General features: G+C 69.4%; 13 protein-coding genes. 11 read left to right on the top strand and 2 right to left on the bottom strand.

Annotated features, from left to right (window positions below; genetic code table 11):
* Nucleotides 1-8: 8 nt before the first annotated feature.
* The gene (locus tag M1D46_RS12560; protein WP_456285686.1) at nucleotides 9-770 is read right to left on the bottom strand and encodes a CPBP family intramembrane glutamic endopeptidase; all 762 of its coding nucleotides are present in this window, start codon (nucleotides 768-770) and stop codon (nucleotides 9-11) included.
* A 243-nt stretch (nucleotides 771-1,013) separates the two neighbouring features.
* On the opposite strand from M1D46_RS12560, the gene M1D46_RS12555 reads away from it, so the two are divergent.
* From M1D46_RS12555 to M1D46_RS12505, 11 genes are all read left to right on the top strand, one after another.
* A complete protein-coding gene (locus M1D46_RS12555; RefSeq protein ID WP_421074504.1) occupies nucleotides 1,014-2,636 on the top strand; it encodes an ABC transporter substrate-binding protein in 1,623 nt (540 codons plus the stop codon).
* Nucleotides 2,637-2,821: 185 nt separating this feature from the next.
* Nucleotides 2,822-3,751: an ABC transporter permease gene (locus tag M1D46_RS12550; RefSeq protein WP_421074505.1), complete on the top strand. Its 930-nt coding sequence runs from the start codon at nucleotides 2,822-2,824 to the stop codon at nucleotides 3,749-3,751.
* Nucleotides 3,741-4,694 (top strand): ABC transporter permease, encoded by a 954-nt coding sequence (locus M1D46_RS12545; RefSeq protein WP_421074506.1) that lies wholly within the window; start codon nucleotides 3,741-3,743, stop codon nucleotides 4,692-4,694. Before M1D46_RS12550 ends, M1D46_RS12545 begins: the two co-directional genes overlap by 11 nt.
* A 23-nt stretch (nucleotides 4,695-4,717) precedes the next feature.
* The gene (locus M1D46_RS12540; protein ID WP_456285685.1) at nucleotides 4,718-6,376 is read left to right on the top strand and encodes a dipeptide ABC transporter ATP-binding protein; all 1,659 of its coding nucleotides are present in this window, start codon (nucleotides 4,718-4,720) and stop codon (nucleotides 6,374-6,376) included.
* The gene (locus tag M1D46_RS12535; RefSeq protein ID WP_456285684.1) at nucleotides 6,373-6,918 is read left to right on the top strand and encodes a PH domain-containing protein; all 546 of its coding nucleotides are present in this window, start codon (nucleotides 6,373-6,375) and stop codon (nucleotides 6,916-6,918) included. Before M1D46_RS12540 ends, M1D46_RS12535 begins: the two co-directional genes overlap by 4 nt.
* Nucleotides 6,915-7,463 (top strand): PH domain-containing protein, encoded by a 549-nt coding sequence (locus M1D46_RS12530; protein ID WP_456285683.1) that lies wholly within the window; start codon nucleotides 6,915-6,917, stop codon nucleotides 7,461-7,463. Before M1D46_RS12535 ends, M1D46_RS12530 begins: the two co-directional genes overlap by 4 nt.
* Before the next feature lie 100 nt (nucleotides 7,464-7,563).
* Entirely contained in the window at nucleotides 7,564-9,468 is a 1,905-nt protein-coding gene (typA, locus tag M1D46_RS12525; RefSeq protein WP_282978040.1) for a translational GTPase TypA, read from the top strand.
* 2 nt (nucleotides 9,469-9,470) lie between these two features.
* Nucleotides 9,471-9,869: a histidinol dehydrogenase gene (locus tag M1D46_RS12520; RefSeq protein ID WP_282978038.1), complete on the top strand. Its 399-nt coding sequence runs from the start codon at nucleotides 9,471-9,473 to the stop codon at nucleotides 9,867-9,869.
* A 47-nt stretch (nucleotides 9,870-9,916) separates the two neighbouring features.
* On the top strand, nucleotides 9,917-10,237 hold the full coding sequence (gene fdxA / locus M1D46_RS12515; RefSeq protein ID WP_271172157.1) for a ferredoxin: 321 nt from the start codon (nucleotides 9,917-9,919) through the stop codon (nucleotides 10,235-10,237).
* 4 nt (nucleotides 10,238-10,241) lie between these two features.
* Nucleotides 10,242-11,354, top strand: coding sequence for a succinyldiaminopimelate transaminase (dapC, locus tag M1D46_RS12510; RefSeq protein WP_324014485.1), 1,113 nt, complete (start codon nucleotides 10,242-10,244; stop codon nucleotides 11,352-11,354).
* A gap of 180 nt (nucleotides 11,355-11,534) precedes the next feature.
* Nucleotides 11,535-12,830 carry a citrate synthase gene (locus M1D46_RS12505; RefSeq protein WP_271172155.1) on the top strand — a complete coding sequence of 432 codons (1,296 nt, stop codon included), beginning with the start codon at nucleotides 11,535-11,537 and terminating at the stop codon, nucleotides 12,828-12,830.
* 66 nt (nucleotides 12,831-12,896) lie between these two features.
* Here the strand turns inward: M1D46_RS12505 and dapD are convergent, their stop codons facing one another.
* Nucleotides 12,897-13,850, bottom strand: a complete 954-nt coding sequence (dapD, locus tag M1D46_RS12500; RefSeq protein ID WP_421074510.1) for a 2,3,4,5-tetrahydropyridine-2,6-dicarboxylate N-succinyltransferase — start codon at nucleotides 13,848-13,850, stop codon at nucleotides 12,897-12,899.
* Between the last annotated feature and the right edge of the window lie 24 nt (nucleotides 13,851-13,874).

Below are 13,874 nucleotides of genomic sequence, written 5' to 3'. Positions count from 1 at the left end.
GTGGGCACCTACGGGAGGTACGGGGCGACGAGCGGATAGCCGACGAACGCGATGACGTCGATGAGCGCGTGCGCGATGACGAGGGGCATGACCCGCCCCCAGCGGCGGTAGCACCAGACGAACACGACGCCCATCGCGAAGTTCCCGACGATCCCGCCGAACCCCTGATAGGCGTGGTAGGCAGCGCGCAGGCCCGCCACGGCGAGGATGACCGACCAGGGACGCCAGCCCAGGCGCGCGAGCCGGTCGACGAGATATCCGTTCAGGATGACCTCCTCGAGGAGCCCCGCGCGCACCGCGGACAGTACGAGGATCGGCACGAGCCATCCCTCGACGCCCGACGACGCCTGCACGTCGACGTTGAGGCCGAGCGCGCGGGCGCCGAGATAGAGCGCGAGGCCCGGCACGCCGATGACCACGAGCAGGATGGCTGCACGGCCGAGATCCCGGGGGATGGCGCGCAGATCGAGCCCGATGCGCCGCAGGGCGCTCCGCCCCGGCTCCCAGAGCAGGTACACCACCAGGGCGACGAGGGCGAGGTCGAAGAAGACGTCGAGGATCCGGTAGACCGCGTCCCACAGCGGCTCCTCGGCGCGCGCGGGATTCAGAGCCGCCGACTGGTCGGCGAGCGCGACCGGCCGCAGGAGAGCGCGCACGAGCGAGAGCACCGAGTAGAGCGCCGACTGCCCGAGGGTCAGGGCGAGGACGATCGCGACCTCCCAGGCGAGGCGACGTCGCGAAGGCCGCGCGGCGAGGAGGGAAGCGCTCATACCACGAGACTCGCACAGCGCGGGGATGCGACCGTGCGAAACGCCGTCGATGCATGTGCATGAAGTCGACGGCGCGTTGGCGCAGATTGCCAAATCGAGAGCCCCTCCAGTAAAGGGTCTGTAACGGTTCCGCTGAAGGTTTGTCACAGACCGCATCCGAGCCTAGATTTCACTCATCGCATTCACGGAGACTCCCGAGGCTTCGTGAAGGCACCTACAACCCCTTCCATCGGAGGAAACACTGTGAAGCGCAACAAGATCGCCCTCGCGGGGCTCGCGCTGCTCTCGGTCGGCGGCATCACGCTCGCCGGCTGCAGCTCGAGCGCGCCCACGGGCGAGGAGACGTCGGCGAGCTCGGACCTCGAGTTCGGAATCGCATACAACGCCGACGGCGGCCACCAGGCCTGGGCCGACGCCGTTGCCAACTCCCTGTCGAACACGCTCGGCATCAACGCGGTCGGCGTCCCGTATCCCGACTTCGCCACGCTGCGCGAAGAGGTCACCAACCGCACGATCAAGAGCGCGTTCCGGACGGGCTGGCAGGCCGACTACCCCGGGCTCTACAACTTCCTCGGCCCGCTCTACGCGACGGGCGCCGGCTCCAACGACGGCGACTACTCGAGCGAGGAGTTCGACTCGCTGCTCGCCGAGGGCATCAGCGAGACCGACCCCGAGGCAGCGAACGCCCTCTTCCAGCAGGCGCAGGAGGTTCTCCTCCAGGACCTGCCGGCGATCCCGCTCTGGTACTCGAACGTCGTCGGCGGCTGGAGCGAGAACGTCGAGAACGTCCAGTTCGACTGGCACTCGGTGCCGATCTTCCACGAGATCACGAAGGCCGATGACACGGTCGTCACGGTCAACGGATCCGAGCCTCAGAACCCGCTCATCCCGACGAATACGAACGAGACCGGCGGCGGCAAGATCCTCGACGCGATCTTCGCGGGACTCATCCACTACCAGGCGGATGGCTCGGTCGAGAATGACGTCGCGGAGTCGATCACGGTCGACTCGCCCACGCAGCTGACCGTCAAGATCCGCCCGGGTCTCACGTTCACGAACGGCGAAGAGGTCACCGCCGACAACTTCATCAAGGCGTGGAACTACGGCGCGAAGCTCTCCAACGAGCAGCTCTCCAGCTACTTCTTCGAGGACATCGAGGGCTTCAGCTGGGACGAGGACTCGGAGCTCACCGGCCTCAAGCAGATCGACGACCACACGTTCACGATCACGCTCAACAAGCCGGCCGCCGACTTCGCTCAGCGTCTGGGCTACTCGGCCTACTACCCGCTCCCGGACGTGGCGTTCGAGGACATGGAGGCCTTCGGCGAGAACCCGATCGGCAACGGCCCGTACAAGCTCGCGAGCGAGGGCGCGTGGCAGCACGACGTCCAGATCGACCTCGCGGTGAACGAGGACTACGACGGTCCGCGCACGCCGCAGAACTCGGGACTCTCGATCATCTTCTACGCCACGCAGGACGCGGCGTACTCGGACCTGCTCGCGAACGAGCTCGACGTGCTCGACGCGATCCCGGACTCGGCGTTCGAGACCTACCAGGATGAGCTCGGCGACCGCTGGGTCAACGACCCCGCGGCGATCTTCCAGTCCTTCACGATCGGCCAGTACCAGGAGCACTTCGACGGTGAGGAGGGCGCTCTGCGCCGCGCCGCGATCTCGATGGCGATCAACCGCGAGGAGATCACCGACGTGATCTTCCAGGGGACTCGCACGCCGGCGAGCGACTTCACCTCGCCCGTCATCGACGGCTGGAGTGACTCGCTCGAGGGCGCTGACGTGCTCGAGTACAACCCGGAGCGCGCGGTCGAGCTCTGGGAGCAGGCCAACGAGATCAGCCCCTGGGAGTGATCCTTCACGACTGACCTCTGATCGCGAGGCGGTGGCTCACGTCACCGCCTCGCGACGTGTCCTGCCCCGGGGCTGCTGTCAGCTGCATGCGTGAGAATGCACGGCGGCCCTGTGCGGCGGGCCTCTGCGCGCGTCAACCCGAATCGCGCCCGCTCAGTCTTCGACCTCCTGAAGGGAAGTGAACCGTGGGGAGCTACATCCTCAGACGGATCCTGCAGGTCATCCCGGTGTTCTTCGGCGCCACCCTGCTGATCTACTACATGGTCTTCGCCATGCCCGGCGACCCGATCGCCGCGCTCTTCGGCGATCGACCGCCGAACCCCGCTCTGCTCGAGCAGATCCGGGCGCAGTATCACCTCGACGAGCCGTTCGTCGTGCAGTACTTCCACTACATCGTCGGTGTCCTGCAGTTCGACTTCGGCACGAGCTTCTCCGGGCAGCCGGTCGGCGAGGTGCTCGTCCGCACCTTCCCGGTCACGCTGCGACTGGCGATCCTCGCGATCGCGATGTCCTTCGTCCTCGCGATCGGCATCGGCCTCTTCTCGGCGCTGTTCAAGGGCAAGCTGTTCGACCAGCTGTCCCTCATCGTGTCGCTCATCTTCGTCTCCGTTCCCGTCTTCGTCGTGTGCTTCATCGCGCAGTTCTTCCTGGGCGTGCAGCTCGGATGGTTCAGCCCGACCGTCGGATCCGACAACGACTGGGGTGGGCTCCTCCTGCCAGCGATGACGCTGGCTGTGAGCATCTACGCGACGAGCATGCGTCTCACCCGCTCGTCGACCATCGAGACGCTGGGCCAGGACTGGGTCCGCACGGCGTACGGGAAGGGCCTCTCGCGAGGCCGAGTGATCCCGGTACACGTCCTGCGCAACTCGCTCATCCCGATGGTCACCGACTCGGCGACGAACTTCGGCATCCTCATGGTCGGCGCGACCGTGACGGAGGGCATCTTCAACGTGCCCGGCGTCGGGAACACGCTGTACCAGGCGATCATCCGGCACGAGGCCCCCACCGTGGTCTCGTTCGTGACCGTCTTCGTCGTGGTGTACGTGTTCGTGAACCTGTTCATCGACCTGCTCTACGGTCTGCTCGACCCGAGGATCCGCTATGTCAAGTAATGTCCCGTCGCGCAAGCACTACGTCGCGCCCGTCACGAGCGCCCAGGTCACGGTCGACGCCATCCGGATCGACGAGAAGCCGAGCAACCTGTGGCTGGACGCATGGCGCGATCTCCGTCGTCGTCCGATGTTCTGGATCTCGTCGGCATTCGTCGTGCTGCTGGTCGTCGTCGCGGTCGCGCCGACCCTGTTCTCGTCCTTCCCTCCGGCCGGACCGCAGGCCTGCAACCTGTCGCTCAGCAACGCGGGCCCCCAGCCCGGACACCCGCTCGGCTTCACGCGTCAGGGCTGCGACGTCTGGTCGCGCATCGTGTGGGGAACCCGCACGTCGCTCACCGTCGGCCTGCTCGCGACGGCGATCGGAACCGTGATCGGTGTGATCATGGGCGCTCTCGCCGCCTTCTACGGTGGATGGCTCGACTCGCTGCTGTCGCGGATCGGCGACATCTTCTTCACGATCCCGTACATCATCGCGGCGGTCGTGGTCATGACGGTGCTCAGCGACTTCCGAAACGAGCTGACACTCGCTTTCGCGATCGGCGGGTTCTCGTGGGCGTCGACGGCGCGCATCATGCGCGCGGAGGTGCTCCGCGTGAAGCAGGCGGACTATGTGATGGGCTCCATCGCGCTCGGCCTGTCGCGGTTCAAGACGCTCGTCGTGCACGTCCTCCCGAACGCGATGGCCCCGGTGATCGTCGTCTCGACCATCGCCCTCGGCCTCGCCATCGTCGCGGAGGCGACGCTGTCGTTCCTCGGCGTCGGACTGGGATCGAGCGTCATGTCGTGGGGCAACGACATCAGCCAGGCGCAGACGACGATCCGCACGGCTCCGCTCACGCTCATCTATCCCTCGATCGCGCTCACCGTCACGGTGCTCGCGTTCATCACGCTCGGCGAGCTGCTGCGCGACGCGCTCGACCCGAAGGCGAGGGCGCAGCGATGACCGATCTCACGAAGGGCACACCCATGACCGAGCCTCTCCTGCGCGTGCGCGGGCTGAAGGTCGCGTTCGGCACCGGAAAGAAGCAGCGCGAGGTCGTCCACGGCGTGGATCTCGACATCCACCGCGGCGAGACCGTCGCGATCGTGGGCGAGTCGGGGTCGGGCAAGTCGACGACCGCGACGGCGATCATCGACCTCCTCCCCGGCACCGGGAAGGTCACCGCCGGCTCGATCGAGCTGGAGGGCGTCGACCTCGCCAAGGTCGGGCGCCGCGAGATGGAGGACATCCGCGGACGCCGCATCGGCTACGTCCCGCAGGACCCGATGTCGAACCTCAACCCGGTCTGGTCGATCGGCTTCCAGGTGAAGGAGGCGATCCGCGCGAACGGCATCGCCACCGGCCGCAAGGAGGTCGAGCAGCGCGCGATCGAGGTGCTGAAGCAGGCGGGACTCGCGGACGCCGAGCGGCGCCTGCACCAGTTCCCGCATCAGTTCTCGGGCGGCATGCGCCAGCGAGCGCTCATCGGAATCGGCCTCGCGGCCGACCCCGCGCTCCTCATCGCCGATGAGCCGACGAGCGCGCTCGACGTCACGGTGCAGCGGGTCATCCTCGACCACCTCGCCTCGCTCACGCGCGAGAAGGGGACCTCGGTCCTCTTCATCACGCACGACCTCGGCCTCGCCGCCGATCGCGCCGACACCATCGTCGTGATGAACCAGGGCGAGATCGTCGAGTCGGGGCCGAGCCGCGAGATCCTCGAGGACCCGCAGCACCCGTACACGCAGCGTCTCGTCGCCGCGGCTCCGAGCCTCGCGTCGCAGCGCATCCAGGCGAGCGTCGAGGACCGGGGCATCGAGACGACGACCCAGGTGCTGCACGCCGCGGCGCCCGTCGTCGAGGTGCGCGATCTCGTGAAGGACTACCGCATCCGGCGCGGCGGCTTCCGCAGCGAGCCGTTCCGGGCCGTCGACAGCGTCTCGTTCCAGATCCCCAAGGGGAAGACGCTCGCCCTCGTCGGCGAGTCGGGATCGGGCAAGTCGACCGTCGCCAAGATGGTGCTCCAGCTCGAGCAGGCGACGAGCGGGCACATCCTCATCGACGGGGTGGACGCGACGACGCTGTCCTCGCGCGAGATCTTCTCGCTGCGCGGCCGGATGCAGCCGGTGTTCCAGGACCCGTATGGGTCGCTCGACCCCCTGCGCTCGATCGGCGCGCTCATCTCTGAGCCGCTGAGCGTGCACAAGGTGGGCGACGCCGCGTCGCGCAGGGACCGCGTGTTCGAGCTGCTCGAGCAGGTCGCCCTGCCGCGCGAGCTCGCATGGCGGTACCCCAACGAGCTGTCCGGCGGCCAGCGTCAGCGTGTCGCGATCGCGCGCGCCCTCGCGCTCAAGCCCGACATCGTCGTGCTCGACGAGGCGGTCTCGGCGCTCGACGTGCTCGTGCAGGATCAGATCCTGAAGCTGCTCGCCGAGTTGCAGTCGGAGCTGGGGCTCACGTACCTGTTCATCACCCACGACCTCGCGGTCGTGCGCGTGGCGGCCGATCTCGTGTGCGTCATGGAGCACGGGCGGGTCGTCGAGCAGGGCGCCGTGGACCAGATCTTCGCCGACCCGCAGCAGGAGTACACGCGTCGCCTCCTCGACGCGATCCCCGGCCAGACCGTCGAGCTCGGCGGCCGATGACGCCTCCCGAGCAGAGGAGCCGGACGATCCGCGGCAGCGCCGGGATCGTCTGGCTCCTCGCCACGTCGGCGGTGGTCGTGTTCCTGCTGGGCGACGTCGTCGTCCGCGGGAGCGCGGTCGACGCCGTGCTCATCGCGCCCTGGCTGCTCCTGCCGGTCTGGTTCGTCTGGACGTTCCTCTTCGCGCCGAGCGTCCACGCCGACGAGGACGGCGTCGTCGTGCGCAACCCGCTGCGCACGACGCGCGCGCCCTGGAGCGCGGTGCGCGACATCGTGCTGCGCTGGCAGATCGCGTTCGTCCTCGCGGATGGCCGCGACCTGCAGGCGTGGGCAGCCGCCGCGAAGCGCCCGAGCGGCAGGGCCCACACCCCGCAGCCCGCCGAGCGCGAGCTCGAGATCCTCCGCGAGCTGCGCGAGACCGCGGCGGATGGCGCGGCGCCGGCAGACGGGGGAGACGTGCGCACCTCCTGGAACGCGCGCGAGATCGGCCTGCTCGCGGCCATCCTCATCTGGGCGGCCGTGTCGGTCGCGGTGACCCGATGAGCGGCTCGAGCGACTCGGAGTACCGCGTCTCGTTCCGGCGCCCGTCGGGCTGGGTCGCCTTCGCGTGCGCCGCCCTGCTGACGGTGCTCCTCCTCGGCGACGCGGTCCTGCGGGGGCGGCCCTTCGACGCGCTCCTCGTGGCGCCGTGGCTCCTCGCGCTCTGCTGGGGCGTCTACGTGCTCCTCGCCGCCCCGAGCGTCACCGCGACCGACGATCTCCTTCGCGTGCGCGGCGGCCTGAGGGTGGTCGAGATCCCGTGGTCGCGCGTACGGGACATCCGGATGCGCTGGCAGCTCGAGATCGCGCTCGACGACGGAACGGTCGTCGCGGCGACCGGCGCGGCCAGCCGCCACCTGCACATCAACCGCCGCGAGCAGCCCGGCGACGACCAGGCCGCGACGCTCGAGCTCTTCCGGGAGCGGGCGCGGCTGACCGATCTCCCTGTCCGCCGCGGATGGCACATCCCGACGCTGCTGATCCTCGCCGGGATCGCGGCGTGGGCGGCCTGGTCGCTCAGCGTCACGGGCGGGATCGTCACCGGCTGACAGGCCGCCTCCGAGCAGCCTGAGCGCCCGCTCGCGAGCGCGCTATAGGATGGAACGCCCCGCTTTCGGGGCGGAACCCCCACATCAGAAGGATCCCTTCATGGCGCTCGCCCACCGTTCCGATCTCCGCAACGTCGCGATCGTCGCGCACGTCGACCACGGCAAGACGACCCTCGTGGACGCCATGCTGCGCCAGACCGGCTCGTTCGGCGAGCACGCGCACGTGGAAGAGCGCGCGATGGACTCGAACGACCTCGAGCGCGAGAAGGGCATCACGATCCTCGCCAAGAACACGGCGATCACCTACAACGGGGCGCACACCGACGTGCCCGTGACGATCAACGTCATCGACACCCCGGGCCACGCCGACTTCGGCGGCGAGGTCGAGCGCGGCCTGTCGATGGTCGACGGCGTCGTCCTCCTCGTCGACGCGTCGGAGGGTCCCCTTCCGCAGACCCGCTTCGTGCTGCGGAAGGCGCTCGAGGCGAAGCTCCCCGTCATCCTCCTCGTGAACAAGACCGACCGCCCCGACGCGCGCATCGCGGCGGTCGAGGAGGAGGCGCACGACCTCCTGCTCGGGCTCGCGAGCGACCTCCAGGACGACGTCCCCGACCTCGACGTCGACGCGCTCCTCGATGTCCCGGTCGTCTACGCCTCGGGCCGTGCCGGCGCCGCGTCGCGCAACCGCCCCGCCGACGGCTCGCTGCCCGACAACGCCGACCTCGAGCCGCTGTTCGAGGCGATCCTCGAGCACGTGCCGGCTCCGTCGTACGACGACGAGGCGCCCCTGCAGGCGTGGGTCACGAACCTCGACTCGTCGGCGTTCCTCGGCCGCCTCGCGCTGCTGCGCGTGTTCAACGGCACCCTCAAGAAGGGCCAGACCGTCGCCTGGGTGCGCCAGGACGGCACGACGCAGAACGCGCGCATCACCGAGCTGCTCATGACGAAGGCCCTCGACCGGTACCCGGCCGAGGAGGCCGGCCCCGGCGACATCGCGGTCATCGCGGGCTTCCCCGACATCATGATCGGCGAGACGATCGCCGACCCGGAGGACGTGCGCCCGCTGCCGCAGATCACGGTCGACGAGCCCTCGATCTCGATGACCATCGGCACGAACACCTCGCCGCTCGTCGGCAAGGTCAAGGGCCACAAGCTCACCGCGCGCATGGTCAAGGACCGCCTGGACCGCGAGCTCATCGGCAACGTGTCGATCCGCGTGCTCGACATCGGCAAGCCCGACGCCTGGGAGGTGCAGGGCCGCGGCGAGCTGCAGCTCGCCATCCTCGTCGAGAACATGCGCCGCGAGGGCTTCGAGCTCACGGTCGGCAAGCCCCAGGTCGTCACGCGCAAGGGCGCGGACGGCAAGGTCGAGGAGCCCTACGAGCACCTCACGATCGACGTCCCCGAAGAGCACCTCGGCGCCGTGACGCAGCTCATGGCGAACCGCAAGGGCCGCATGGACAACATGATCAACCACGGCACCGGCTGGATCCGCATGGAGTTCATCGTGCCGTCGCGCGGCCTCATCGGCTTCCGCACCGAGTTCCTCTCGATCACCCGTGGAACCGGCATCGCCAACGCGATCTCGCACGGCTACGGCGAATGGGCCGGGCAGATCGTCGCGCGTCAGAACGGCTCGATCGTGGCCGACCGCGCGGGTGTCGCGACGCCGTTCGCGATGATCGCGCTGCAGGAGCGCATGACGTTCTTCGTCAAGCCGACCGATGAGGTGTACGAGGGCATGGTCGTGGGCGAGAACTCGCGCGCCGACGACATGGACGTGAACATCACCAAGGAGAAGAAGCTCACCAACATGCGCTCCTCCACGGCCGACTCGTTCGAGTCCATGACGCCCCCGCGTCTGCTCTCGCTCGAGGAGTCGCTCGAGTTCGCGCGCGAGGACGAGTGCGTCGAGGTGACGCCCGAGGCCGTCCGCATCCGCAAGGTGATCCTCGACGCCACCGAGCGCGCCCGCGCCGCCTCGCGCCTCAAGCGCCAGGGCTGAGCATGAGGGGCGATCGTCTCGCGCACGTCGTCACGTGGCTCGTCGCGCTCTGCGCGGGCGCGGTGTTCGGCGTCGCGAGCACGATCGCCCATTCCTTCACGTGGGGCGCCGTGCCCGTCGGGATGGTGCTGGCCGCGATCGCGTGCGGCGGGCTGCTCACGTCGCTGCGGCTCCTGACGGATGATCGGTGGTCGGCTCTCGCGGCGGGCATCGGCATGCTCGGAGCGCTCACGATCTACTCGGGGCGAGGCCCCGGCGGCTCCGTCGTCGTCCCGATGCCGGCGGAGGGGGAGTTCCCCTTCGGCTATGTGTGGACCTTCCTCCTCGCCGGGATCGTCCTCGTCGCTGTCGCGTGGCCCGACATGGCGAAGCTGCGCCGGATGGCGTCCGGCTCGGCTTAGGCTCGCCTTCCGGGCGACGGGCCTCGCGCGCGCGTAGGATTGAGGGCGTGACTTACGTGATCGCCCTTCCCTGCGTGGACGTCAAGGACCGCGCCTGCATCGATGAGTGCCCGGTCGACTGCATCTACGAGGGCGAGCGGTCGCTGTACATCCATCCGGACGAGTGCGTCGACTGCGGTGCGTGCGAGCCGGTGTGCCCGGTCGAGGCGATCTACTACGAGGACGACCTGCCCGATGAGTGGCAGGACTACTACAAGGCGAACGTGGAGTTCTTCGACGACATCGGGTCGCCCGGCGGCGCGTCGAAGGTCGGCGTGATCGAGAAGGACCACCCGCTCATCGCCGCCCTCCCGCCCCAGGGCGAGTAAGCGGATGGGCGTCCGCGACCTCGACGACTACCCCTGGGACGCCGTGGTCCCGTATCGTGAGCGGGCTGCCGCTCACCCCGACGGGCTCGTCGACCTCTCGATCGGCTCGCCCGTCGACCCGACCCCCGCGATCGTCCGCGACGCGCTCGCGGAGGCCACCGATGCGCACGCGTACCCGCAGACCGTGGGCACCCCCGCGCTGCGCGAGGCGATCGTCGAGTGGTACGCGCGCCGCCGCGGCGTGCCCGACCTCGCACCCCGCAACGTCCTGCCGACGATCGGGTCGAAGGAGCTCGTGGCGCTCCTGCCGACGCTGCTCGGCCTCGGCGAGGGCGACATCGTCGTGCATCCGCGCGCCGCGTACCCGACGTACGAGGTCGGCGCGCGCGTCGCGAACGCGACGCCGGTCGCCGTCGACGACCCCGCCGAATGGCCGGAGGGCGCGAAGCTCATCTGGATCAACACCCCGGGCAACCCCGACGGGCGCACGTGGACCGTGGACGAGCTCGCGGCTGCCGTGCGTCGCGCCCGCGAGATCGGCGCCGTGCTCGCGAGCGACGAGTGCTACGCCGAGCTCGGCTGGGACGGCCCGTGGGCGAGCGAGCCCGTGCCGTCGGTCCTCGACCCCCGGGTCACGGGCGGCAGCCGCGCCGGTCTGCTCAGCGTGTACTCGCTGAGCAAGCAGTCGAACCTCGCCGGCTACCGCGCGGCCTTCATCGCCGGGTGCGGGCGCATCGTGGGCGAGCTCCTCACCGCGCGCAAGCACCTCGGGCTGATGCCGCCCGCGCCTGTGCAGCACGCGATGGCCGTCGCGCTCCGCGACGACGCGCACGTCGAGGAGCAGAAGGCGCGCTACCGCTCCCGTCGCGACATCCTCCGCCCCGCCGTCGAGGCGGCCGGCTTCCGGATCGACCGCAGCGAGGCCGGGCTCTACCTCTGGGCGACCGAGGGGCGCGACGCGTGGGAGTCGATCGGCCGGCTGGCGGATCTCGGCATCCTCGCGGGCCCCGGCGTCTTCTACGGCCCGCACTTCCCGCAGCACGTCCGGTTCTCGCTCACGGCGAGCGACGAGCGCATCGCCGCCGCGGCGCGTCGTCTCACCCGCGCGTCTTCGTAGGAATCCTCCACGCATCGCCCGGCCGTTTGGGAGTTTTCACAGGTAGGCGGGACGACCGATAGGCTGTAGAAGCACAGGGCTCGCGCACTCGACCGAGCATGTGCCGTGCCGCCTGACCGGCGGCCGACCGAGATCCAAGGCGACCGAAGAAGTCGCGAAGACGATCCGCCAGGAGGCGCTGTGAGCGACGCGGGAATCCCGGCCGACAAGGCCACCCTCACGATCGGTGACAAGACGGCGGAGTTCCCGGTCCTGCAGGGCAGGTCCGGACTCCCGAGCATCGACATCTCGACGCTCATGCGTCAGACGGGACACACGACCCTCGACTACGGGTTCGTCAACACCGCCTCGACCGCGTCTGCCATCACGTACATCGACGGAGACCAGGGGATCCTGCGCTACCGGGGCTACCCGATCGAGCAGATCGCGAAGAACTCGAGCTTCCTCGAGGTGGCCTGGCTGCTCATCTACGGCGAGCTGCCGTCGGCGTCCGAGCTGGCCGACTTCGACGACCGCATCCGCCGTCACACGCTCCTCCACGAGGACCTCAAGCGCTTCTTCTCGGCGCTGCCCGACGGCGCCCACCCGATGGCCGTCCTCTCGTCGGCGGTCTCGGCCCTCTCGACCTACTACGAGCACCAGTCCGACCCGGCGAACCCCGAGCACGTCGAGCTCAACATCATCCGCCTGCTCGCGAAGCTCCCCGTCATCGCGGCCTACGCGCACAAGAAGTCGATCGGGCAGGCGTTCCTGTACCCGGACAACTCGCTGAGCTTCGTCGACAACTTCCTCCGTCTGAACTTCGGCGTCATGAGCGAGCCGTACGAGGTGAACCCGGTCATGTCGCGGGCTCTCGAGCGCCTGCTCATCCTGCACGAGGACCACGAGCAGAACGCGTCGACGTCGACCGTGCGCCTGGTCGGCTCGACGGGCGCCGACCAGTTCGCGTCGGTGTCGGCCGGCATCCACGCCCTCTCGGGGCCGCTCCACGGCGGCGCGAACGAGGCCGTGCTCAAGATGCTCGCGCAGATCCGCGACTCCGGTCAGAGCGTGCAGCGCTTCGTCGAGCGCGTCAAGAACAAGGAAGACGGCGTGAAGCTCATGGGCTTCGGTCACCGCGTCTACAAGAACTACGACCCGCGCGCGAAGCTCGTCAAGGAGTCGGCGGACGAGGTCCTCACGGCGCTGGGCGTGACCGATCCGCTCCTCGACCTCGCGAAGGAGCTCGAGGAGATCGCCCTCAACGACGACTACTTCAAGGAGCGCCGCCTCTACCCGAACGTCGACTTCTACACCGGCGTCATCTACAAGGCGATGGGCTTCCCGACGCGGATGTTCACGGTGCTGTTCGCGATCGGGCGACTGCCGGGCTGGCTCGCCCACTGGCGCGAGCTCACGCTCGACCCGAAGACGAAGATCGGCCGCCCCCAGCAGCTCTTCACGGGCTCGCCCGAGCGGCAGTACCCGACCGCGTAGCGGAACGCGAAGAGGGCCGGACGTCGTGCGACGTCCGGCCCTCTTCGCGTTCCGGCGAGGCCCCGCTCAGGCGTGCAGGGCCTCGTTGAGCGTCACGCCGACGCCCTTGCGACGTCGGGCCTCGATCGCCCCGGTCGTCGAGTTCCGGAGGAAGAGGATGCCGTCGGCTCCGTGCAGCGTCGCGGCCTTCACGACACGGGGCGTGCCGTCGGCGGCGGGCGGCTCGTCGACGAGCAGCACCTTCGTGCCCGCCGTGACGTAGAGGCCCGCCTCGACGACGCAGTCGTCGCCGAGCGAGATGCCGATGCCGGCGTTCGCGCCGAGCAGCGTGCGCCGGCCGATCGACACGCGGTGCGTGCCTCCGCCCGACAGCGTCCCCATGATCGAGGAGCCGCCGCCGACGTCGCTGCCGTCGCCGACCACGACACCCTGGGAGATGCGGCCCTCCACCATCGAGGCGCCGAGCGTGCCGGCGTTGAAGTTCACGAATCCCTCGTGCATCACCGTCGTCCCCGGCGACAGGTGCGCGCCGAGGCGCACGCGCGAGGTGTCCGCGATGCGCACGCCGGGCGGGAGGACGTAGTCGGTCAGACGCGGGAACTTGTCGAGGGACTGCACCTGGATGGCCGCGCGCTGGAGCGCGGGACGCAGCCGGGTGAGGTCGTCCGGATGCATGGGGCCTGCGGTCGTCCATGCGACGTTCGGGAGGTGCGCGAAGATCCCGTCGAGGTTCAGCTCGTTGGGCTTCACGAGGCGGTGAGAGAGGGCGTGCAGGCGGAGGTACGCGTCCGATGTGGACGCGGGCGCCTCGTCGAGGTCGATCTCGACGCGCACGGCGTCGACGGTCACGTTGCGGCGCTCGTCGGGGCCCGCCGAGGCGGCCACGCGCTCGAGGGCGGTCGCGACCGCGGCCTCGTCGGCCGCGCCCGTGCCCAGCTCGCCGTACCAGGTGTCCAGAACCGTGCCATCGCCGGCGGTGGTCGCGAGGCCGACGCCCCAGACCTTTCGTTCATCGCTCATGCACACCAGGCTATCGGGCGAGCG

Source organism: Microbacterium sp. JZ70 (genome assembly GCF_053903225.1).
This window is presented reverse-complemented; position numbering and strand designations above follow the sequence as displayed.